This window comes from Pseudoalteromonas sp. M8, from assembly GCF_018141365.1.
Taxonomy (GTDB): Bacteria; Pseudomonadota; Gammaproteobacteria; order Enterobacterales; family Alteromonadaceae; genus Pseudoalteromonas.
Genome location: NZ_CP047240.1, coordinates 619,822 through 641,913, shown reverse-complemented (window position 1 = coordinate 641,913; position 22,092 = coordinate 619,822). Strand labels below are relative to the sequence as shown.

Annotated in this window: 23 protein-coding genes; 5 read left to right on the top strand and 18 right to left on the bottom strand. The window is 40.0% G+C overall.

What is annotated here, in order from left to right; genetic code table 11:
• Window positions 1–13 precede the first annotated feature (13 nt).
• The 6 genes from GSF13_RS07955 to GSF13_RS07930 are packed head-to-tail and all read right to left on the bottom strand — an operon-like array spanning window position 14 to window position 5,908.
• The gene (locus GSF13_RS07955; RefSeq protein WP_211867769.1) at window positions 14–1,093 is read right to left on the bottom strand and encodes a glycosyltransferase family 4 protein; all 1,080 of its coding nucleotides are present in this window, start codon (window positions 1,091–1,093) and stop codon (window positions 14–16) included.
• Window positions 1,086–1,973 (bottom strand): glycosyltransferase, encoded by an 888-nt coding sequence (locus tag GSF13_RS07950; RefSeq protein WP_206471476.1) that lies wholly within the window; start codon window positions 1,971–1,973, stop codon window positions 1,086–1,088. Before GSF13_RS07950 ends, GSF13_RS07955 begins: the two co-directional genes overlap by 8 nt.
• Window positions 1,970–3,244: an O-antigen ligase family protein gene (locus GSF13_RS07945; RefSeq protein WP_206471477.1), complete on the bottom strand. Its 1,275-nt coding sequence runs from the start codon at window positions 3,242–3,244 to the stop codon at window positions 1,970–1,972. The genes GSF13_RS07950 and GSF13_RS07945 overlap by 4 nt, the downstream gene beginning before the upstream one ends.
• Window positions 3,244–3,792 carry a DapH/DapD/GlmU-related protein gene (locus tag GSF13_RS07940; protein ID WP_206471478.1) on the bottom strand — a complete coding sequence of 183 codons (549 nt, stop codon included), beginning with the start codon at window positions 3,790–3,792 and terminating at the stop codon, window positions 3,244–3,246. Before GSF13_RS07940 ends, GSF13_RS07945 begins: the two co-directional genes overlap by 1 nt.
• Complete coding sequence (locus GSF13_RS07935; protein ID WP_211867767.1) at window positions 3,782–4,984, bottom strand: glycosyltransferase family 4 protein; 1,203 nt, start codon at window positions 4,982–4,984, stop codon at window positions 3,782–3,784. Before GSF13_RS07935 ends, GSF13_RS07940 begins: the two co-directional genes overlap by 11 nt.
• Window positions 4,985–4,990: 6 nt before the next feature.
• A complete protein-coding gene (locus tag GSF13_RS07930; RefSeq protein WP_211867765.1) occupies window positions 4,991–5,908 on the bottom strand; it encodes a Wzz/FepE/Etk N-terminal domain-containing protein in 918 nt (305 codons plus the stop codon).
• 506 nt (window positions 5,909–6,414) lie between these two features.
• Between GSF13_RS07930 and wecA (GSF13_RS07925) the strand changes: the two genes are divergently transcribed.
• From wecA (GSF13_RS07925) to pssE, 3 genes are read left to right on the top strand one after another with little or no spacing between them, the layout of a single operon-like run.
• Window positions 6,415–7,437: a UDP-N-acetylglucosamine--undecaprenyl-phosphate N-acetylglucosaminephosphotransferase gene (gene wecA / locus GSF13_RS07925; RefSeq protein WP_248298644.1), complete on the top strand. Its 1,023-nt coding sequence runs from the start codon at window positions 6,415–6,417 to the stop codon at window positions 7,435–7,437.
• Between the two features lie 2 nt (window positions 7,438–7,439).
• Window positions 7,440–7,916, top strand: a complete 477-nt coding sequence (gene pssD / locus GSF13_RS07920; protein WP_206471481.1) for a PssD/Cps14F family polysaccharide biosynthesis glycosyltransferase — start codon at window positions 7,440–7,442, stop codon at window positions 7,914–7,916.
• Window positions 7,913–8,368 carry a PssE/Cps14G family polysaccharide biosynthesis glycosyltransferase gene (pssE, locus tag GSF13_RS07915; RefSeq protein ID WP_211867764.1) on the top strand — a complete coding sequence of 152 codons (456 nt, stop codon included), beginning with the start codon at window positions 7,913–7,915 and terminating at the stop codon, window positions 8,366–8,368. Before pssD ends, pssE begins: the two co-directional genes overlap by 4 nt.
• 145 nt (window positions 8,369–8,513) lie before the next feature.
• On the opposite strand, the gene GSF13_RS07910 is transcribed toward pssE, so the two are convergent.
• From GSF13_RS07910 to wecA (GSF13_RS07900), 3 genes are read right to left on the bottom strand one after another with little or no spacing between them, the layout of a single operon-like run.
• Entirely contained in the window at window positions 8,514–9,662 is a 1,149-nt protein-coding gene (locus GSF13_RS07910; RefSeq protein WP_206471483.1) for a glycosyltransferase family 4 protein, read from the bottom strand.
• A complete protein-coding gene (locus tag GSF13_RS07905; protein WP_206471484.1) occupies window positions 9,659–10,921 on the bottom strand; it encodes an oligosaccharide flippase family protein in 1,263 nt (420 codons plus the stop codon). The genes GSF13_RS07910 and GSF13_RS07905 overlap by 4 nt, the downstream gene beginning before the upstream one ends.
• Window positions 10,922–10,977: 56 nt before the next feature.
• Window positions 10,978–12,072 carry a UDP-N-acetylglucosamine--undecaprenyl-phosphate N-acetylglucosaminephosphotransferase gene (gene wecA, locus GSF13_RS07900; protein ID WP_206471485.1) on the bottom strand — a complete coding sequence of 365 codons (1,095 nt, stop codon included), beginning with the start codon at window positions 12,070–12,072 and terminating at the stop codon, window positions 10,978–10,980.
• A gap of 199 nt (window positions 12,073–12,271) precedes the next feature.
• Here wecA (GSF13_RS07900) and GSF13_RS07895 point away from each other — a divergent pair, with 199 nt between their 5' ends.
• Both GSF13_RS07895 and GSF13_RS07890 read left to right on the top strand, forming a co-directional pair.
• Window positions 12,272–13,171, top strand: a complete 900-nt coding sequence (locus GSF13_RS07895; RefSeq protein ID WP_206471486.1) for a hypothetical protein — start codon at window positions 12,272–12,274, stop codon at window positions 13,169–13,171.
• Window positions 13,168–14,424, top strand: coding sequence for a flippase (locus GSF13_RS07890; RefSeq protein WP_211867762.1), 1,257 nt, complete (start codon window positions 13,168–13,170; stop codon window positions 14,422–14,424). The genes GSF13_RS07895 and GSF13_RS07890 overlap by 4 nt, the downstream gene beginning before the upstream one ends.
• A gap of 185 nt (window positions 14,425–14,609) precedes the next feature.
• Here the strand turns inward: GSF13_RS07890 and GSF13_RS07885 are convergent, their stop codons facing one another.
• From GSF13_RS07885 to GSF13_RS07845, 9 genes are all read right to left on the bottom strand, one after another.
• Window positions 14,610–15,140, bottom strand: coding sequence for a hypothetical protein (locus tag GSF13_RS07885; RefSeq protein ID WP_211867760.1), 531 nt, complete (start codon window positions 15,138–15,140; stop codon window positions 14,610–14,612).
• A 67-nt stretch (window positions 15,141–15,207) separates the two neighbouring features.
• On the bottom strand, window positions 15,208–16,641 hold the full coding sequence (locus tag GSF13_RS07880) for a hypothetical protein (RefSeq protein WP_211867758.1): 1,434 nt from the start codon (window positions 16,639–16,641) through the stop codon (window positions 15,208–15,210).
• Between the two features lie 394 nt (window positions 16,642–17,035).
• Complete coding sequence (locus tag GSF13_RS07875) at window positions 17,036–19,096, bottom strand: secretin N-terminal domain-containing protein (protein WP_211867756.1); 2,061 nt, start codon at window positions 19,094–19,096, stop codon at window positions 17,036–17,038.
• The gene (locus GSF13_RS07870; RefSeq protein WP_211867754.1) at window positions 19,089–19,307 is read right to left on the bottom strand and encodes a hypothetical protein; all 219 of its coding nucleotides are present in this window, start codon (window positions 19,305–19,307) and stop codon (window positions 19,089–19,091) included. Before GSF13_RS07870 ends, GSF13_RS07875 begins: the two co-directional genes overlap by 8 nt.
• Window positions 19,304–19,555 (bottom strand): hypothetical protein, encoded by a 252-nt coding sequence (locus GSF13_RS07865; protein ID WP_211867752.1) that lies wholly within the window; start codon window positions 19,553–19,555, stop codon window positions 19,304–19,306. Before GSF13_RS07865 ends, GSF13_RS07870 begins: the two co-directional genes overlap by 4 nt.
• A complete protein-coding gene (locus GSF13_RS07860; protein WP_211867750.1) occupies window positions 19,552–20,109 on the bottom strand; it encodes a hypothetical protein in 558 nt (185 codons plus the stop codon). Before GSF13_RS07860 ends, GSF13_RS07865 begins: the two co-directional genes overlap by 4 nt.
• A complete protein-coding gene (locus GSF13_RS07855; protein ID WP_211867748.1) occupies window positions 20,099–20,728 on the bottom strand; it encodes a hypothetical protein in 630 nt (209 codons plus the stop codon). Before GSF13_RS07855 ends, GSF13_RS07860 begins: the two co-directional genes overlap by 11 nt.
• Window positions 20,728–21,204: a hypothetical protein gene (locus tag GSF13_RS07850; RefSeq protein ID WP_211867746.1), complete on the bottom strand. Its 477-nt coding sequence runs from the start codon at window positions 21,202–21,204 to the stop codon at window positions 20,728–20,730. The genes GSF13_RS07855 and GSF13_RS07850 overlap by 1 nt, the downstream gene beginning before the upstream one ends.
• The gene (locus GSF13_RS07845; RefSeq protein ID WP_211867744.1) at window positions 21,201–22,091 is read right to left on the bottom strand and encodes a type II secretion system protein GspK; all 891 of its coding nucleotides are present in this window, start codon (window positions 22,089–22,091) and stop codon (window positions 21,201–21,203) included. Before GSF13_RS07845 ends, GSF13_RS07850 begins: the two co-directional genes overlap by 4 nt.
• Window position 22,092: the final 1 nt, after the last annotated feature.

Genomic DNA, 22,092 nt, shown 5'->3' with positions numbered 1-22,092 from the left:
ATAATTCCTAAAGTTATATCCGTGTTTTTAACTCAACGTCTAACTGTTGCGCGACTTGATTGGCAGCGTAATGTTTAACAGAGCTCCGTGTATTTGAGCTAAGCGCATCATACTCTTGAGGGCTCATTGTTAGTATCTGTACTATTTTATCCGCAATTGACTCTTTGTTCTTCACATCAAAAAGTAGTCCATTTTTACCGTCAATCACAACTTCATTGACCGGACTAATATTTGACGCCAAAACGGGCGTGCCACATGCCAGCGCTTCAACAGCAACCAAACCAAAGCTTTCTCTATGAGTTGGAAAAATAAACGCATTCATCTCACTATACTTGTCTACCAGTTCATGCGGTTTTAAGGCACCGAAATAGCGAACGAGTGATGCTAATTCAAGCTTAGCAATTTGCTCTTGCAAAGCGGGAACCTGTGCACCGGTACCATACATTTTTAAACTAAAACCACTAAGCAGCTCAGGGTTTGCAGCTTTAATGATGGCAAGTGCTTCAAGCAACTCTTGCCACCCTTTTCCTTCATCTATCCGTGATACATACCCAAGTGTGAATCCGACTTCAGATGGCATAACCGTCGGCTTAAACAGCTCAAAGTCAACACCGCCTGAGGGCGAAACGACAATTTTGCTTTCTTGATACCAAGGATATAATTCAAGCAACTTAGCTTTAAAGTATGAAGAGGGTACGACAACGGCAGCACTGCGCTTTAATATCAGCGATGATGCAAAGCCCATAATCTTGTGTATGGGAGTGTCCCCAACCAGATCATCACCGTGAATATTCACTACATACTTGGGTCGACTAAGTAGCAGAAAAGGCAACAGGCATAGCGTTGAATAAGTTAGATAGTGAAAGTAAATATAATCGTAGTTACGCTTGGCAATCGCCCTTATGCCCTGAGCAACAAACCTGGCGTAACAAAGCAACTTCTCAAAACCTGAAGCTCTATAGTCAATCACGACTTTATTTACTATTTGATTTCCCTGAGCCTCCAATTGCTCATAGTTTTTCCCGACAAAGCTACCAAACGAAGGGTCCTTTTTAGAAGGAAATAAGTTTGCGATAAAACAAATTCTACTCACTTTCATCCCTTTTAAAGAGTTCTAAGCGTTTTCTAGCAAGCTTGGGAAATAACGAGGCCAACCAAGCTCTAAGCAATTTAGTGGCAATAGCAGGAGTAAAAAACTTTATCACAGTAACAAAGCCGACTTTACGGCCTTCACTGTAATGCATCAAAAAGTCAAAACACTTCTTGTTTGACTTCGACATTAAATACCCATAGCGCTCATAAAACTGCTGAAATCCAACCATACGATTATTAAGACTATCGGTAATTCTGGGTTTATCATGTGCTGTATGAACTATATATGAAGGTGTGCTGATCCTTTTGCCTGCTCCATATTTCAGTATCATTCTCGTCCACAATTCCCAATCTTGTGATGACACTATCGACTCATCAAATAATCCTGCCTCTACCAGTCTCTCACGCTTAGTTAGCACTTGGTTTGACGCTTGATTAAAATTGAGTTGAGCGTCTATCCCAATGATTAAATTTGAATCCAAAAGAGAACGCTGAATTTTGCCATAATCCCAAATGTAGCCACTACAAACAAAAGCATAACGCTCGTCAAAAGCCTCAACCAACTCTGCAATTCTATTAGGTAAAAACTCATCATCATCGTCAAGCCCCGTTGCATACACCCCATGAGCGTGCTGAATCGCATAGTTTCTCGCTCGGCAAGCACCTTGATTAGTGTCAAAGCAGTGGATTTTAACTCGCGAGTCCTGCGCACTGAGTTGTTGCAAATATTCTACGGTTCCATCCGTCGAACCATTATCAACTATAAACAACTCTAAATTTTTGTATGTTTGATTTTGTACCGACTTTACCGCTCGCTTCAGCAATGATAGTCGATTACAAGTTGGGATCCACACAGTAACTAGGGGTAAAGATGAATTCACGAGTTACTCCTTTTCTCATTATCAACCCATAATAATGAAACAAAACACCCAAATGATATCCCTAGCGTACCAGAAATCCAAACATGACCACTTAATTGTGCTAAAAATAGCAAAATAAATGTACCAACAACAACACTTGGACTGTAAACAGCATTACATTTAACAAACTGTGAGGCAGCCTTAACGAACGTTAATATATAAAAGGCAAAGCAAATTAGTAACCCAAAAAAGCCAAAATAGGCCAGTACGTCCACCGCATCAATTTCGGCAGCATACTTAATGGGAAGATACTCTGCAATACCAGCGGTTCCGACTCCAATGGCCTGCTGCCAGAACGCTAAATAGTCAACATAGACGACCAACAAATCTCGTGCATATTCGTCTCGGCCGGATAATACAATACCTAATATTCCTTTTTGACTGAGCACCCACATAAAGCGATCATACAAGCCTAGTGCTTCAAGTAAGTCGGTAATAACCAGTGCAATAATAACAACACCTATAGTCATAGGAACCAGCATATAGAGCTTAAGCTTTGTCATCTTAAAAAAGCGCTCTCTTTCATTGGCCAACGGAATAACAAAAACCAGTAATGCCGCTGCAAGCATCGCTGTTTTGGTTGCCACCAGTAAACCACAAAGCACAGTAAACAACGAAAGTACGGGATACCAGCGACGATAGTTGTTCCAACCAATATGCAGTACAAAAGAAAACAACACCACCATTGTTGCACCTAACTCATTTGCGGCATAAATATAACCATTGGAACCTGCTGTTTCGCCATCTCTGAGTTCATAACTGGAGCGGCCAAAACCAAGCGCTCCGAGTAATAGGTTAAAGCACAATATTGCAAAGTTGGTAAGTAGGATCTTTTCTAACCACTTGGCAGTGAATGACTTCCAACGTGTTGACAACAGGCCAAAGTACACAAAAATGGATATCGGCATAAGCATCTTGTATACATTTGAAAAGTCATTAATGAACGCGCCGCCATCTGCTTCATTGGCAAGCTGAAAAATAGGACCAATAAGGAGTATTGCCAGCAAAGAGAGTAAAGCAACAAAATACCTAGCGTCCAGCAGTAACACTAGCACTAAAATCAAGACTGTTAATGGCAGTTTATATAGTAGCGACAGCTTAAGGTTGAGACCAAGCTGGATCACCGTAAAGCCCGCAGCAATATCCGCAAGTAAGTAGACGCTCATCATCAGCAAGCACAACTTATGCGCTAGAGATGGGGCTTCATTACTGACAAAAAACTGCTTTAACATCAGAAATTACCGGGTTCTTTTTCGAGCTTAGCTCTATATGTGCTCACATATTCTGCTGTGGCTTTTATCACTTTAGCAGGGTTGCCCGCTGCTACCATGCCCTCTGGAATGTCTTTCGTTACAACACTGCCTGCGCCAATAACACAATTATTGCCAATGTTCACACCGGGTAAAACGATACTCCCCCAACCAATAAATACATTATCACCTATTGTGATTGGCGACCGATACGAGCGCCTTGAGCCTTTTTTATAACTTTCAGGATGAATAACAAGCTCTTTAATAAAAAGCGTTGGAGAAGCATCATGACCGAGTAACGTTGCCCCTGTAATAGTACAATCTCGACCAATAAAAAAACGATCCCCCTTACTAGATGAAGATAGTTTGGTATCAATAATGATGGTGTTTTCACCAATTTCAGCACCCTGAGCACGGTACTTATCGATAATCAGCGTATAACCTAACTTATCAACTTTCTCCTGCAACAACGTGGATCTAATAAAGCGATTCGCAATTTTCAATATTAGGTATTGTAATTTAGTCTTCACTTGCTAACTCCCTAGCCAGTTTATTCCAACTAAATTTTTGCTCTGCTAACGTTCTATTTTGCTGTTGCAACAGAGCATAGTCACTATCTTCAAGCGCCATAAGGGTTTTCATCCCTTCGGCAAACGACTCAGCTGAGTGTGCGTCGAGTAGTATATTGTTAGTAGATGATAGGATCTCACTTGTGGCTGTTATCACCTTGTCACTTGCACAAGCTCCCACTATCGGTAAGCCGCAAGATAAGGCTTCTAGAATGGTTTGTCCAAGCGGCTCATAAGTTGATGACATAATAAAAAAGTCAGCAGCCTTATAATATTCCTCAGGGCAACTTTGGCGTCCTAAAAACTTAACTTTGGCGTCCACATTAAGGCGGTTACATAACGCGCGAAGCTCTTGTTCTTCAGTTCCCTCGCCCAATAACCACAACGTTGCATCACCGTCTAGCAATTTTAATGCTTCAATTGCCGTATCAAAGCCTTTGGCCTTTACAAACCGGCCAATACATAAAAACACTTTACCATTATCAGCAACACCTAATCGTTCTCTTAATTGGTGCTTTTCGCTTCGAGAAACCAGGCTAAAGCGTGATAAGCTAACGCCTGGTTTACACGTTCTGATGGCTTTATCCTTGTTAATTTTTCTGACTTGCTGCAACATATTTTCACTAAATACAAATAGCTTGTCAGAGCAAGAAAATGCCCAGCGCTGCATTAATTTATGCAAGGAAAAAGACAACGAACCTTTCACTTTTCCTAGAAAAGTAGTTTGCTGTCGTAAACTGGCCTTGGTCTCGTTTTCCACTACACCAGGCACCAAATATACAAGGTTTTGATACCCTAGTGCCTTTAGGTACACCACATTGAAGTGAAAACGACAAACCGCAAGCTCTGGGTCATGTTTTTTTAGTACGGTTTTATAAAGTGAAATAGCATTGCGAATATGCTTTATCCCTCGTCCAACCCCTTGATCACGGCCAGTTTTATATCGATAAATAGTTACGCCATCTTCAACTTCGACGTCCGGTAGTGACTTGTTGTCTGGGTTTAAGTCGCTGGTAACGATAATAACCTCATATCCTAACTGGATATATTCTTGAGAAAGATGGTAGAGCGAGTTTTCAATCCCACCTATGTTTGGCTTATATTGGTTACTTGTCAGCAGTACACACGGTTTTCTAGATGAGGTAATTGTCATAACCAACTACGCCTTCGATCTAAGCGCTAAAATAAATGCAACAATCAAAGACAATAAGCCACCGATAAAGGTAATTCCTAAACAGATCAGCGCACGTGATGGCCCCGATTTTTCTTCAGGATAGATAACAGGAGACAAAGGTTTTACCAAGTGATAGTCACCAATAGACGATAATAATTTTGAACGGGTTTGTTCTGCTATTAACTCGTAAAATACAGTACGTAACTCTGCAACGCTGGTTTCTGCGGCTTTTTGTTTTAAATACTCTATCGCCTCTTCAGCTTCGTGCTTGTCTTTTGTACGCCAAAATTCATTTATATCTTCAACAAGCCAGTTGGTTATATTCACTGATAACTCAGGTGCTAGGGTAGTGACTTTTAGCTCTACCAGACCTTTTTTCTTCATATACAAAACATCTATGCTGCCTAACAGAGAAATATAACCTTCCCATGCTGATGGAATAACTTGTTTGCCAGGAGGGGCGCTTCTTACCCAAGTTTTTGTTTCAACATCGTAAAGCTCAGGGTTGTAGATATAGCCGTTATTATTTGAATCCCATTTCTCAAGTGCGAGAATTTCAGGTAATAAGGTACGCTTGTCAATAAATGGCTGCAAAAAGCCGCGACTTTTCATAAATTCAATCGCTGCATCAACATCATTTCCTTCTGAGCCACCAAGAGAAATTCCCGCCATACTAGCTAGACCACCGAACTGACCAGCCAGCTTAGATAGTCCTCCGCCTTCTTTGGCGTTAGATGGTACTAAGTAAACTTTAGCGGTATATTTATTGGGTTGTTCCATCGCTACAAATACGGAGAGTGCGGCTGAAAGCAGTGTTCCAACAATAACGACCCATTTGTATTTCATTAACTTAGCAAATGTGAAGTTTATACTCTGTTCTGCGGCTACAACATTACTTTCCATGGAGTTTCTCAACCAGCTTTGACTAACTAAAAGGTGGGCATTATAGCAAACGAAATGTTTATTAAAATAGTATTTTTAGCGTTAAATTGTAGCCAAATGCAACCCATTAAAAGCGACAATCCACCTACAGCAAGGCCCACATATCGGTAACTAAAGCCTGTCGGAATACCTTACTTTTGGTCAACTTTGCTCTAGCAGTAACAGTTGCTTAAAAAGCGAGTGTATTTTATGGGTTATTATTTACAAAAAGAAACGAAAGAGGCTACATTATTCGTGTATCCTAACTACTAATTTAGCCAGCATTGATAGACGAATGTGACTAAACGCTGGCAATGCGTTAACATAGCTCGTTTGCATGACTTTTTATTAGATAAATTATGTTTATAGACACGCTCTGGTTTGCGCTTTGATATCGGCTACTTTTTGGTTCAATCTAATTTTAGGCACTGTTTGAAGTGATAATAAATAATATAAGCGTCTTTTTTGCTACATTCATTAGTCTGTTTTTGTTCAGAAAACTGGCAAAGGTGATCAATCTTGTCGATACACCGAATGAAAGAAAGGTACACTCTGGTACGGTGCCTTTGGTCGGTGGTTTGTCTATTTTTGTTGTAGTCTTTAGCTACTTATATGTTTTTCCTAACACTTTATCTCATTCATATATTTATTTATGTTGTGCTGGCTTCTTGTTGCTGATAGGTGTGTGGGACGACCTAAAAGACTTAAGTTTTAAACTCAGGCTGCTTATCCAAGCACTGATGTCTCTGATTATGATGATAAACGCCGATCTCATTTTGATTGATCTGGGTTCACTTTTCGGACCCTCCGATGTCAGCATTCCTTTTCTTGGTTATCTGCTTACCTTTATTGCCGTCATTGGTGCAATCAACGCATTTAATATGGTAGATGGGATAGATGGTTTGCTTGGAGGAATGGCAACCGTTACATTTGGCGCAATGTCGGTGCTCTTTCTAATGTCTGGCCACACTCAGCTGTTGTCTTTTTCATTTGTGATCGTTATTGCAACTATCCCCTATATTTTAATGAATGTTGGTGTCCCCTTTGGACAAAGGTTTAAAGTATTTATGGGTGATGCTGGCAGTACAGTCATAGGCTTTTCTATCGTATGGATGTTGATAGAAGGCTCGCAAGGCGAAACTCGTTCATTTAGTGCTGTAACAGGGCTTTGGATTGCCGCAATTCCTATTATGGATGCACTTTCTACTATTATAAGGCGAATAAAAAAGGGCCAGTCACCTTTTATGCCTGACAGAGAGCACTTACACCACATTATCATGCGGTTAGGTTTGTCTTCTAGACAGGCACTATTAACTATTTGTTTTATCGCTTTACTGTTTGCCACAGTTGGTGTTGTCGCTGAGTTTATAGGCGTTCCAAATTATGTGATGTTTTGGAGTTTCGTCGTGATCAATCTCGTCTATTTCTATATAATGAGCCGGATCTGGCGAGTAACTGTTAAGATACGCAAATATTTTGGAATCACCACAAAACTAAATAAAAAGCAGTAAATATGTCAAAGCAACCCGTAGTTATCCTAGCTTATGGCGAAGGAGGGCATAAAAAAGAAATGACCCTTCTGTTAGATCATATAGTAGGATCCGAACTCAATTTCGTTTCATTGGGGCCTACACCAATTCACCAGTCCATCACGCATTTTACGCTTGGTGATGTACGTCATAAGCAAAGCCGCATTAAATCCGTTGGAATGGCTATTTACGGTTCAATTAAGGCGCTAACTACGACTCTACAAGTCTGCCGCCAATACAAAGTAACCGGCATTATCTCTACCGGCCCTGGTATCGCTATACTTCCGTCCATTGTTTTACGGCTGTTCGGCAAGAAAGTGGTATTTGTTGAAACGTTTTGCCGCTTTTACACCCGTTCCTTCACCGGCAGGGTAATGTCCAAGTTATGCCATGAGTTTTGGGTGCAAAACAAACAGCAGTTAGCGCTATATAAAAATGCAAGGTACTGCGGAAGACTATGAAAATATTAGTAACGGTTGGTTCTTCTTCATTTGATACATTGGTTAAAGCTGTCGATGAGGCTGCGCAAACTCTCCCCCAACACCATTTCACTTTTCAGATAGGCAAAGGTGACTTTCAGCCACGTAATGGTGAGTATTTCGGGTTTTCGAACCACTTTTCAAACACATTAAAAGATGCCGATCTTATCATCACACATGCTGGGGCAGGAACCGTGTTCGAATTATTGGAAATAGGTAAGAAGTGCATTATTGTTCCTAACTTCGGAAGAGTTGATAAGCATCAATCAGATTTAGCAGACTATGTCGACAAGCATAATTATGCAATGGTTTGCACACAAATAGACTCGATTGCTCAGCTCATCAATGGTGCGAGTAATTACCAGCCTTCGGCTTATGTAAAAGAACCTTTTTTTCTGGCTGAAGACTTAGTGCGACTCTTTTCACAACCATAAAACTCATAAGCTATGGATTGTATATTCACAACCCCCTGAATTTGTTGGACAGGCTTCTTACGAGTACAAAGCTTCCGAGAGATTTTACAGCTCGCTCGGAAGGAGCTTTCGCTATATTAACGATAAAAGGATGCCAAAGCGTTATTTAGCTGATTAAACTACTATAACTCTCTAAGATTGCAGCCGTATTCATTTCTGACGAAAATAAATGGCCGACCTCAGCACGTTCAGTTTCTGTAAGTGTCGCTCGATTTTCAAATAAATGACTGATTGCAGCCGCAATGGATTTTGCATTCTTTTGCTCTGCTACTTTCACCGCAGCTGTGTTTGTCAGTCCTGCCAGCTCGGTTAACCCGCCACAATCTGAAACAACAGTAGGTAACCCGGTCGCCATTGCCTCTAAAGCGGCAACACCAAATGATTCTTCTTGAAATGTTACTTCGTCGCGAATTGAAGGCTGCACATAGACATTATGTGATGCAAGTAAAGATGGCAACTTAACGTGCTCTACCTTATCGATAAAATGTACTTGCTCACTCATACCTAGTTGTTGAACCTGCGCTTTGAGTTGCTCCTCAAGTGCCCCGCCTCCAACTAAAGTTAATGTTGCATCAGGAAATTGGGGCAGCAGTATAGACAAAGCATCAATGAGGAATTGATGCCCTTTACAATTTATAAAACGACCGACAGAAATAATGCGTAAATTATCGAATGTAACCTTCGCTTTTTCGTTCAAAAACATCGGATTGAAAGCATTATGAACCACTTTAATTTTAGCGGCGGGGACGCTTAGATTTAGCGTTGTTTTATGCTTTAAAAATTCCGAAGGAACTGTCCATTGAATAAAGTCTTTCTTTCCCGCTGCAGCAAGAACAGCACGATACTTAGGTCTGATCAAAGGTTCACTGTTTACATCAGAGCCATGTAATGATGCAAGCGTGGGGATCTTAATACCCAGTTTATCACTCACGTGCATCCAAATTTTTACTGCATTCCCAGTATGGCAATGGATCACATCAGGTTTAAATTCATCTATTACGCGCGCCCAAGTTTTGTAATCAATCATGTAAGGCAACAACTGCAACCTAAGTGCAAGTGCTTGTGTCACTCGCTCATTAATGACTGACTTGATTGGTGATAGGTAAACTTTATCAAATGGGCGACTCGTTTCATTCATTCTATTTGCAGTTAGGATCGCAGACTGTACGCCACTTTGCTCAATCGCAACAACCTGATCATAAATAAAGGTTTCCGTCGTTATTGAAAAATTGGGTATGCAGTGAAGTACTTTCATGAATGTTCCTTTGCTAGTCGCGTTAAAATCAGCGGTAACTTGCATATAATTGTCAGTAAATACTGAATAAAAATCGAGATCACCACGCCCCACAACTCAATCTGTGTACCTAGTATTAAAATACCTATACACAATATGATATTAGAGAAAAGCGTGATCATAAATAACCGCTTCACATACCCTAATGCTAAGAATATCGGATGTATTGGTGTAAAAGCCGTCGCAACCGCGTGAATAAACAAAAACGTAATAATATGCCACTGATAAGCCAGTAACTCTTCTGAAAAGATTGCCGGTATCCAATAATTTGTCGTAAAACTTGCCAACGCGACAACAACCAAAGAAGGGAGGAGTAAAAGCAGGATGATTTTCTGCATTGCGCCTTTAACTTTGCTATAAGCTTTCTTTGCTAATAACGCATTCACTTCAGGGTACAGCACTTGATTCAAGGGACCTGTCACTTTTGTTGAAATCGTCGCGATTTGTTTTATCACGCGATAAGCGCCTGCGGCTCCTACAGATACCACCGCACCCACTAAGATATTATCGAGCTGTTTGACAGGGATATCTGCCAGTGCAGTCATATGAACAGTGAAATTGAAGCGTGTGAACTCTTTTATTCGAGCCAGAGAGAGCGCTTCGATTGTACTCTCTTTGTTCTTTAATAAAGAAACCACTTGGCTCAAGCATAAGCACTGAATAAAAACGACGCCCAACCCTAAGGTGATGAGATAGGTTGCAACGTAAAAACTCACCGTTAAGTTTTTCCAATAGCCAACTAAGGCACAGGCAAAAAAGAGTACTGCACTAATCACGCTCTGTAACGCTAACGCTTTATAACGCTCTTGGTAGCGTAGTATACCAATTGCGACACTGGTTTGGTTTAGCAATATATATATCGAACACCACTTTAGTAACTCGCTGTACTCACCAAGCCCAAAGCTAGCAGCGTAGAGCTCAGCAAATAGAACAGCGATCCCCGTACCTGCAACCGCACACAAAAAATCATATTTGAGCGTTGCTACAATTAATCTTGCTTTATCGCTTTCGAGGCTAAAATAACGTATCAATCCCTGCCATGCCTGAGGGTTGAAGCACAAGCTAATAACCAATATGTATGCTTGCAATAAGGTCACTTCACCAAAGGATTTAACCCCTAGGGCTTTTAATGAGATGGCAACGGATAAAAAGTTAAGAATAGACGCTGATAGGTTACCACCTAACAGGATCCCCGCCTGACGAATTAGTTTTTGTAGCATAGTCGTTCTATTTTTCGTTCAGAAAAGAAGCCAGTGGAGAAAGCCTGTAATTAGCCTTACAGCCCAGTGCTTTCTTCACTTTCGTTTTGTTCTTGTTTTTGCGAAATACCTAATAGTTTGCGTGCAAATACAGTTAACTTCCAAATATTGAGCATAATTTGGTTGTAAACTACCTGGCAAAGAATAAAGCCATAAAACATGAAGTAATCAGGGATCTCATTAAGTTGGGCGAGTATACCAATGAGCGCAAAGAGACTAGCAATTGAACAAATAACAAGCAGAGTCATTTTTGGTCCAACACCTAGTCGTTGTAAAATATGATGCAGATGCTCACGATCTGGTTTAAAAGGCGACTGCCCTTTTTTAATTCTTCTCATTATGGTGGAGATAGCATCCATGATCGGGATTGCAGCAATCCACAACGCGGTCACTGGATTGATGGCGATAATCTCGCCTTGAGATCCCTCAAGTAGCAGCCAAACCACAGTAAAGCCAATCACCGTACTACCGGCATCGCCCATAAATACTTTGAATCTTCGACCTAATGGGATCCCTAAATTCATTAAAATATAAGGTAATGTCGCCACCACAATCGCGATAGAAAATGCAAATAGTTCAGTAAGTCCTGCAAGATAAAACAACGCAGCCATGGAACTAAAGGAGACCGTCGCCAGCCCACCTAACAAGCCATCGATACCATCGACCATATTAAATGCGTTGATGGCTCCAACGACAGCAATCACCGTAGCAGCTACTCCAAACGTGCCAATATTAAGAGCAAAAGATCCAAGTAACTGACCAACCTGAGAGAGCATTAAATCAGCAAAGAAAATCATCGTAAAGGCGACACCAGCTTGCACAATCAGGCGCAACTTAAATGAAACGTCAATTAAATCGTCAATAACACCAATGATAAGTAAGCTAACGGCGCAAATAAGATAAACATCTACATTGGTCATACCATTGCCAGATAGCCACAAGTAACAAAACACAATAACGAAAATAGCAACTCCCCCTACTAAAGGGATGCGACCTTTATGATTTTTTCGCTCATTTGGCGCGTCAACTAAATTGATAATTTTTGCCAGCTTTCTGAAAAAAAACAGACTAAGAAAAGCTGCAAAAAAAATGATAATGTTACTTAATACCACTTAAAATGACCTATATGAGAATAATTCATCACTTGCCGGATAGGCGCAAGCAAGGACGCATTATATAGCAAGCGCTTATAAGAGTCACTTATGTAGAATGTCTCAAATTTGTATAAAAAAATCCTTAAATGGAAAGTATCCAGTTGGAGACTGGCTATTTCTGCTTGACGCCTAAAGTGGTAGAATAGCGAAAAATTTAATGTTGTTATTCCTAATTATGCTGAAACAGCTTGTCAGAAATGCCGCCAACCATTTTGGCTATCACCTTACCGTTACGCCTGTTACTAATACGCCAATACAACAACGAGCAGCATTTGTTCATATTGGAAAATGTGGTGGCAGCGCCATTGATCATGCCCTGCGAAAAGCATTGGCCACGCCTTCTGACAACCGTTTATGTAGAGATACAAGTATCGCGGCGAGCATTGGAAGTTTTGGCAGAGACATCAACACACTTGAAGACCAATGCGAATTTGGACATCATCACCTCACTCAACTCCAAGGCTTAATGCGCTATTTTCTCTCTCTTGAGCGTGGTTATATTAGCGGCCATTGGGGGCTCAACAGAGCGATTTTAGATGAATATCGCCAAGTACAATTCATCACTGTACTTAGAGATCCGGTAGCTAGACTAAAATCAAATTATATCTTTAATAAGCTTACGAATAATTTAAAGATAATGCCGCCAACCAACCACCCAACAGATGACTTAATCGCAGAAGCCGATGCCATCATCTTTGGCGAAAGAGGTTGGCAAATGGCAAACACACAGAGTGCCTTTATTTACGGGCATTACCCAAAATCGATGGCTGAAGCGAAGGATAATCACAATCTATTCATAGAAAATTTAGAATTATTCGCACTCGTTGGCTTTCTTGATAACCTTGCCAGTTTTAGACAGCGATTTGAACATAAGTTTAGCCGTCAGCTCGCTATTGAACAGCAAAACTCAACCCAGGCTCAGGTGAGTAGTGCAAATCAACACACGGTAGACATCCTATCTGAGTATTTTAATTCTAAAAAAATCAAAACCCACCTAACTAAACTGTGTGAGCAAGAGAAAATAAATATTGACGTGGCAAGGGAGAAATTTGAGTGAAGCGTAAACTACTCATTAATAGCTCGCTATTAGTAGTTGAACGTTTCACCGTCTTATTTTTTAGTTTTGCCAGCGCCCTATTAATGGCGAGATATGCGGGCGCTGAACTTTTTGGTCAATTTTCCAGTATTGTCGCTTTTGGTTCGTTGTTTTTAGTGTTTACCCAAATGGGGTTAAACAACGTCAGCAGCAAATACTTTACCCTCTACCCTAATAATACAGCGTTTTATCTATTTGCAGCCATTGGGGTTCGGCTCGTATTTTCAGTTGCTATCATTCCACTCGCCTATTTATGCGGGTTACTCGTGCTCGACTCAACTGAGGCCGCTCTAGTGGCATTGCTCGTGGCATTGCAAGTAGGTAATGCCGCTACCGTTATTGAATTTTTCTTCATCGCTAAGCAGGAAGTAGCAACAACGCTTGTTCCACGACTGCTAATAAAGCTTAGCTGTAAACTCGCACTTATATTAGCAATCCTATGGGAATCGCCGATTGTGATTTGGGTGCTCTTGAGCGGTGCCGAATATGCACTGCTGGCAATGGCGTATCTGTTTTTGCTGCGCCGCCAGCCACCTTTAAAAAAAGCACAACTTAATACAGCCAAACGCATGTACAAAGGTGCAGGTATCTTACTTCACCGAGGAAAGTGGTTACTACTTTCAAGTCTTGCCGCCGTGATGTATTTAAAAATCGATCAAGTCATGCTGGCAAGTATGATAGGCGATCAGGAAGTGGCTTATTATGCCGCTGCGGCGAAGCTTTCTGAGTTTTGGTATGTCTTACCTGTGTTAATTGCTAATGTATTTATGCCCAGGCTCGTTAGCCTCTATCATGCTAATAAATTTCAGTATTGGCGATTACAGCGACACTTTTACGCTTATTCGACCGTTGCGGCAGTCGCAGTGATAACGCTGACACTGTGGCTTGCAGAGCCAATCATCTTGTTCTTGTTTGGTGACGCATATCGCAGCAGCATTGCTATTTTGCAGGTACATATTTTTGGCTGCCTCTTTATTTTTAGTCGTGCGTTTATGAGCCGCTGGTTGATTTTATCCAACAATCACAAGTTAAGCCTACATAGCCACTTAATGGGTGCAGTTGTGAATGTATTGCTTAATATATTATTGATACCACACTATGGAGGTGTTGGGGCAGCCATTGCCAGTGTCGTTGCTTATGGTGTTGCAGGTATTGGATTTATGGTGTTTTTTGCTCCGACACGTAGTTATTTAAAATCCCTCATCAGCCATTAGTTTTGATACGAGCGCTTATCCGCAGATTCAAGCTGTTTACTTTTTGCAACTTAACAAGCCTTCTTTTTTAATTCTAGATAGCAAAGTCACACATTAATATTGACCACCTCTTTGACTTTTCAAAAAGATGGCTCAATTAGATAAAATAATTGTGTTAACTCTCAGCCAACATGAACTCGCAATGCTTACTCTAAACTCGATAATATGCGAGTAAACTCACTCTCTAATAATTCCTTATTTATAATGTTACCGCTTACTGAAACAGTCAAAGATTCATTTTTCAGCTTGTTCACAAAAGTTAGATTATAAATAATTTGCTCATTTCCACTTAATGTTGTTGATAAAGTATATTCTAAGTTTGGATGCTTTCCTTGATAAACTGCATCGTCAGAACCAACAAGTGTCACTTTCAAGTCCTGAGCCTCAGCACTAATAAGACCATGAACAGTATTATTTAGTAACTTTTTGAACTCTGCTTGATCACCAGAAAAACTCGCCCCTTCAAGTACTTGACATGTGACATTACTCGCAATGACAGCATTGTTCACTGTCTGTTTAGAAAGCTGCTGTTGAATATGGAGCGTTGTTTTATCTGAGAGGTTTATACTCTGTTGTTTTTTAATGGGATTGGTAAGAAAACTTATGTCATATTCACAATGAGCTTTTGAGTGCAGTGGTGACAACAATAACGCAATAAAAATAGTCAGTTTGTACAAACTTTACCTCCAGGTTCTGATAAAACAAAAAACCCGGCAAAAGCCGGGTTTTTTTTAATCGTAAAGATTAGTTACCGCGTTGTTGAGATGTAGAGATCTCTGTACGGCCTTTGCTGTTTTGGCTAACAGCGTAAGCAGTAACATCGCCTTTGTTAGCATCGATGTTAAATGTAACGCTTAGTTTTGTCTTCGCGCCATTTAGCTTGAAGATTTCGTCCATCTTAGGCTCAGGAAGCTTAGTTACTGTGTTAGCAGCTAGTTTACCGTAGTTAAGTGGACCGTATTCAACACCATTTTGGTCGATAGCTGTAACAATAACATCAACTTCTTTGCTAGTTTCATTAGCGAAGTGGATGAATGTATCAGTATCTTCATAGTTTACAGGAACGTAAGGAACGTTGATGATAGTTGCATCAATCACCCACTTACCAGCATCTACGCCGCTTTCGACAGTTAAACCGCCAGCAGGAAGTGTTGCGTTAGTACCAGTAATTACTACTGAACCTGTCACATCACCAGTTACTGGGATAGATTGCTTAACAGCAGGGTTTGCATTGTTCACTTTGTTAGTGAAAGATAGTGTATCTTTCTGCTCGCCAGTGTAGTTTGTATTAGCGAAAGTAACAATTACTTTATCTGCATCTGTAGAAGGTGCAGTAGCTGATGTTGTTACAGTACCCTTAACTGAAGCTAGACCTGAAGTTGCACCGTCAGCGAAGTTATCTACATTTTTAAAGTTACCAGCAAAGTTCGCTACTACGCTGTTTACAGCGATTGCACGTAGAAGTGTACTTTTGTTAGTGAATGTATACTTAAGTTCATCAACTTCGTTACCAGCTACAGAGCCAGTCGTTTTCCAAGCTGTCGCGTCATTACGCTCAATAACACCGTCAAGCTTTGTTGTTACGTCAAACGCAAACTGATTTGCTTCAACAGCAAGAACACCAGTACCTGTTTCAATAACTGTCTTATCAGCTTTTTCAGACTTATAAGAAAGCGTTGAAGCACCTAGTACGTGCACCGTATCTGTACCAGTTGTATTAGCATCGAAATCGTGCTGACCTAGTACTACACGGAATGCTGAGTTAGCTGTTAGTGGGTTACCTAGGTTTACTTTGAAGCTGATTGAATCAGTTTCGCCTTTAGATGCGTCACCATTTTTAACTGTTACGTTATCAAATGTAAAGCTACCTGTACCGTAATCAAAACCGATGCTACCACAGAAAGCTTTACCACCGCTAACTGTTTGAGTAACTGTACCAGTACAAGCAAGCGTGCTCATTAAGTCTACGTTCTTATCAAAAGATAAAGTGATAACAGACGAAGATGGGTGCTCTTTATCTACAACGATGTCAAAAGATACTTTGCTTGCAGAACTTGCAACTTTAGCTGCAATACCTTCAGAAGATACTTTAAGCGCATCACTTGAGATAGTCGCTGCTTGCGCACCGAATGCACCTACAACTGCTGTTGCTACTAGTGCTTTTTTGAATAGTTTCATTATTTCCATTCTCCTAGTTTCATGAAACTGACTTTATGCTAATGAATACATAAAGCCAAATTTATTATTTCCAGCTGGAGTTTTGCCGGAGCATTGCAAATTTAAGGCGTGTATCTATACATGTCAAGTAATTAACACATAAACAACGCGTTTTGCTTACTTTTTACACAGCAAGTTATTTAAGTAACTCGCTCTTTATTTTTCATGTCAAAACTCAAGCACAATAATAGACCCTACTCTCTGTAGGTTAAAATTTTATTACGACTCGAATGTTAGTCTTATTTGGCGTTAGCTTTATTGTTCTGCACAAAGTTGTTTTAGCTATTGCCACCATAAACTGGCCTCTAACTTAGCGTTTAACTACAGAACTTTCAACTCAAATTAGCTTTTTTTTTTAAAACTTCACATTTTCTAGCCCTAGAAGGAAGCTCTCTTTGACTCTTTCCCAATCGGCTGTGTCATGAACAATTTTTGGAGTAACCAAAATCACAAGCTCGGTCTTATCACTAGACGAATTATCACTTCTAAATAAATGCCCAAGAAGTGGTACATCACCCAAAAGAGGAATAGAGGTAGCTCCTTTTGAGGAGTTTTCACTAATCAGACCACCTAACATTACAGTTTGGCCATCTGATGCTACAACTTCTGTTGATAATGTTCGTTCGAAAATTGCGGGATTTCCAGCGGCCCCACTACTGTCCGGTGATACATTTGAGATATTCTGCTCGATACTCATAATTACCGTACCTTTTGCATTGACCGTAGGTGTGACAGTTAAATTAACTCCAGTTTTTCGATATTGTAGCTCTGTAGTCTGCCGGTCTCCACTAATTGGGTCAGTTGTAGTACTTCCAACCGTTGGAATGTCATCCCCTACACTTATATTAGCAGATACCCCATCTCTAACTAATAAAGAAGGTCTTGATAAAACATTCACTAGCCCATTAGATTGATTCAGATTAATGCTAAACGTTCCAGGCAAGCCAACGATAGAGTAGTTAAAGCCGTCCTTTGAGTTAAAGTTAAAGCGCTCTGAAGATGAGCTGGCTCCACTTCGCAGCGCATATTCAACCCCTTTTGAGAACGACCCAGTTAACTTCACCTCAGCAATCACTACTTCCATCATTACCTGCTTAGGCATGATATCTAGCTTATTGATTATTGGCAGTAGCTCTTGATAATGGCGCCCCGTCGAATAAAAAATTAGCGCATTAGCTCTTTCGTCCACAACTAAACGTATCTGCTCACCTTCTATAGCTTCACTACTTTTATTTGATGAACTTTGTCTCGTATTATTAGAACGAGTAGATGCTGAACTACTTGAACTATTTTCGTCAAACCCTCTATCATTCTTCGAGTAGCTCCCTCCTAATAGCGGTGCTAAACTTTCACCTAGGTCTGACGCCCTAGCAAACTTTGGATGATATATATAAAAACTTTGCTCAGCCCCCACTGAAGGTTTATCTAGCTCATTTCTCCAATAACTAATGCGATCAATAATTTGATCACTGGTGGCAAATACTACAACTTTCCCCAAATGTTCGAGCGGTATGAATTTTACACTCGCCTGCCTTAAATTATCAGCTACAATTATACCTTCTTCTTTCAAGATCCCCGTTACTTTCTCAATAAAAGATTCTGAACTAATATATTCAAAAGTCAGCATAGCTGTGGCTTTATTGTAAACAACGGGGCTATCAAGAAGTGACACTAGCGAAATAGCGCGCGAAACTTGCTCTCTTTTTCCCTGAATAGTAAGCATTGACTGCACGTTATCAAACAAAACTTCAGCATCAACAAGTTGCGAAAGAATATTAATTAAATTTGGAGGCATCCCATATCGAATCGGCACTAGCTGTACGACTTCAGTTACCACATTAGGTACATCACTTGGGTTGCGGCCAAAGCCAAACGCTCGATTCTGACGACCATCGCTAGCTAAGTGATGAAGATAATACACCCCCTCACTTTTTGATACAGCAACATTATTTTGAGATAGTACCTGCAAAATCAAGCCAAATAGCTTTTGTTCTGACACACTTTCTTTCAACTCCAGCGTAACTGGTGTTTCAGTCGTTTTAACCTTGGCTTCAACGAGATAAGAAACATCCAGCAATTCACCAAAAGTGTAATGGATAAAGTCATTTAAAGGCAGTGCATTGACTGATATTTTACGCTCGACTTTATCGCTAAAGTCTCGAGCTAAGTCTATATTTAAATTGCCATTCGAGGTTATATCAGAAAGAGAGCTTAATCTTTGAATACCACCTTTTTTATCCTGTTCATTCGTTGTCTCAAACGCCTGACTCTCCATAGCGACTTTATCTGTATTCAAATAGGAGGTCTCGACAACAACCTGCTTCACTTCCTTGTTACGATCTATAGTCGAATTGCACCCTGATAGGCTAAAGGCAAGCACCAGCATGATTGTCGATTTAGTTATTGTCTTAGCCATTGTTACTTCTCTCAAACAATTTAAACTTATACTCTTTCTCGCTGTTAATCACAGTAATTTCATTACCCTTGATATCAACAAGCTTAGAGCTTTTGAATTCGTCTCCCTTTTCTAACTTAAATAGCTCAGCATCCTTCGATTTCAAAACTACAAAAGGGTTCTTACCTTTTTGAAAAATACCTAAAAATTGATAACTTTCTCCGGCTATCAAGAGCCCCCCTCTACTTCTGCAGGTTTCATCTCTTTATCGTTCTTTTCGGCACTTTCTTCGGGTAATTTATCCCGAAAAAGCCACTGTTGCTCAACTTCTAATTCTGCAACTTGAGTTGGCAGCACGAAATTTATAGTAGTAGAGTTATCAGGTAACTCTTTGTCTTTACTTTGTTGGCCAGCGAGTTCAAGCCCAGATAACATAAACACAACCGTACTAACGCTCAACAACACTAAAAACCACTTCATAGTGTTTCCCTATTATTTTGCCAAAATACCAACTTTAACATGATGACCATGCGGTTGTTTGGCTTGCCAGATACTTCTCTTCCAGCATAAGAATAACTTTTAATTCTACCTAGGGGCGTTTGAGATTCAAATTCTCTTGTAAACCGTAAAGCACAATCAGGTGTACCTCGAAATCTAACATCCAAGTACCATTCAACTTTATCAATTAGTTCATCACGCCCGCCCCACCCGACACTTTCAACTTGGCAATCCAGTGAAGTAAGCAACCTTTCAACACGGCTTTGGGCTTTAAGTTTAAAATCAGACTCGCTCGAATACGGATATACGTAATCTTTTATCTGTGCACTACTAGTTAGTAATGCACTTAGGTTGCTCTCAATTTCTTTTTGAGAATTAACTAAGTAATTAATTTTCTGTGTTCTTTGTGCTAATAAAACTTGCTCTTGAATATCTTCTTTTACGGAGTACCACAAAGGCTCTATTACATACATGTATAGCAATAAGCCAAAAAGTACTAATAGGTAATGCCTATACTTTAAAAGCTCAGTTTTCATTCGTCTTCTTAACCTTAAGCTCTAATACAAAATAATCTCTCTTTCCAGATTTCATAACCGAACCAGAAAACTGAGCACTCTCTATCATCGAGGAGCGAGCTATAGACTCTAAAACTTGAGAGGCTGAATCCGCAAACCCTCTAATCGTAACGTTATTATCTTCACCAGAAAACTGCTGAATGTCCATTCCACTATTTATGGCTTCAAATGCGATCTGCCAGTTTTTATGCACTTGCGGATACTGACTAAAGTTATCATTGGTCTGAATTACATATCTTTTAAGCTGCTCCACTTTGTTGCTTTGCGACAGCAAGCTTTCAATTTGAGCAGAGTTTTCAGTAATTTCTGAATTCAGTTTTGATAACTCAATACTAGTAAAAACTTTTGCCCCCACAGCAACTAAAAGTGCAGTAAAAAGAGGAACAAGGTATAGCCCATGGACGTAATTCCAATTAAAGATTCTTTTGCTATCGAATACAGCCAAATTAATTAGCTCGGTTAAATTGATATTTTCTATTTTTTTTACTAAATAACCTGAGTAGTCGTTCTGATTTAGCCGGACTTTTTCCTTCGAATCTGAGATACCCATTGATAAACAAAACCGATCTATATTGCTCACTAATGCATTCTCGTACACACTAGAACTTTTCCCCCAGAAGAATAATAAAGCACTCCTATAGGCGTTTCTAGCTCATAAACCCTTTCATTTTCTCCTTTCATACTCCCTACCAATTCTGTTTCCGGGATATAGATACAGTGAGGATAATAATCTACAAGCTCTTTATCGATGACAAGAGTTTGAACATCAAACCCTTCTTGAACATCATTTTTTTTGTGTATAAATTTGACTAATCCTGATTCCAACTCAGTTTGTAAGCTTAGTATCGACCTAAGTTCATTATGACTAACTGAGGGATATGTTTGCCACGTTTCCTTAAAATGCTTTCTTGCTAAAATTAACACTTTTGGGGTAGAGGGTGCTTCGACAAACCCACTGTCCGAAAGTGAATAGATACTATCGCAATAATACCCAACATGGTTACGAACTAACTTATGAACACCTAAATATTTTGTGATATCGTTTATAAACTTCATTCAAGATTCCAACTGACATCTGTCATTACAAAAGGACGATGTTTTGACCTTACACGCAAATTTACAATAAATTGCTTAGAAAGCGTTTGGTCATCGGATTTAACCCTCATGGTTATTCTAAGTAAGTTTCCAGTCGAAAACGTAAGAGACTCACCACTGGAGAAACCTGTATATTTATAGAAAACATTCGCACTAAGCTGGCCATTATCACGCAGTTCTAAAAGCTTTTCCACAGTAGATTTGTTTTTAACAAATGAGGCCATTACCTCTTTAGGAGCGTTTAGCGGATTGAAACCAGAGACGTGCTCAACGGTAAAGTACTGAAGCAACTTATCTAGGCGATTTTTTTTTGCACCCTTAATATGCAGCACCTCTCCTAAAGACTGGAGATATCCATTACGGGCACCTTTTAAATTACTATTCCTATAGTACTCGCTTTCAGCTCCTTGCCTAAAAACTCTCGAATCTTCATCCTTCCAATCTCGGAGTGAATCTACAAACTCCTTAGCTTGCGCTTGCTCACTCCCCATGTAAACAAGAAAGTCTCCAATGAGATCTCCTCCGGTTGTATTTAAACTTATTAAACCACCTAGATCTTGGATTGAAACTTCAACACCGTTAATCTTAAACACCGAACCATGAAAATTCCAAATCGTCGCTATTTCATTTACATTGTTGGGATCATTGTAATTAGGTGCAGTTAATAATGCATTCGTCAAAAGGGCTTCTGTACTTTCAAGCTGAAGACGCAACTCAAATGACTTTTTTATTTGCGATGATGTTTTAACCTGCTCTTGACCTGTTTGTAATATAAAAATACCTAGCAGCGATAAGACCAAGGAAATAATAAGCACCTGAATTAAGGCAATACCCTTTACCTTCTCCACG

Bases quoted from the DNA above. Each gene is read 5' to 3' on its own strand.
- GSF13_RS07930 (WP_211867765.1), bottom strand. From the start codon at position 5,908: ATGGAAAGTAATGTTGTAGCCGCAGAACAGAGTATAAACTTCACATTT.
- pssD (WP_206471481.1), top strand. From the start codon at position 7,440: ATGTCAAAGCAACCCGTAGTTATCCTAGCTTATGGCGAAGGAGGGCAT.
- GSF13_RS07945 (WP_206471477.1), bottom strand. From the start codon at position 3,244: ATGTTAAAGCAGTTTTTTGTCAGTAATGAAGCCCCATCTCTAGCGCAT.
- GSF13_RS07860 (WP_211867750.1), bottom strand. From the start codon at position 20,109: ATGAAAACTGAGCTTTTAAAGTATAGGCATTACCTATTAGTACTTTTT.
- GSF13_RS07865 (WP_211867752.1), bottom strand. From the start codon at position 19,555: ATGAAGTGGTTTTTAGTGTTGTTGAGCGTTAGTACGGTTGTGTTTATG.
- pssE (WP_211867764.1), top strand. From the start codon at position 7,913: ATGAAAATATTAGTAACGGTTGGTTCTTCTTCATTTGATACATTGGTT.
- GSF13_RS07910 (WP_206471483.1), bottom strand. From the start codon at position 9,662: ATGAAAGTACTTCACTGCATACCCAATTTTTCAATAACGACGGAAACC.
- GSF13_RS07850 (WP_211867746.1), bottom strand. From the start codon at position 21,204: ATGAAGTTTATAAACGATATCACAAAATATTTAGGTGTTCATAAGTTA.
- GSF13_RS07905 (WP_206471484.1), bottom strand. From the start codon at position 10,921: ATGCTACAAAAACTAATTCGTCAGGCGGGGATCCTGTTAGGTGGTAAC.
- GSF13_RS07935 (WP_211867767.1), bottom strand. From the start codon at position 4,984: ATGACAATTACCTCATCTAGAAAACCGTGTGTACTGCTGACAAGTAAC.
- GSF13_RS07880 (WP_211867758.1), bottom strand. From the start codon at position 16,641: ATGAAACTATTCAAAAAAGCACTAGTAGCAACAGCAGTTGTAGGTGCA.
- GSF13_RS07895 (WP_206471486.1), top strand. From the start codon at position 12,272: ATGTTGTTATTCCTAATTATGCTGAAACAGCTTGTCAGAAATGCCGCC.
- GSF13_RS07875 (WP_211867756.1), bottom strand. From the start codon at position 19,096: ATGGCTAAGACAATAACTAAATCGACAATCATGCTGGTGCTTGCCTTT.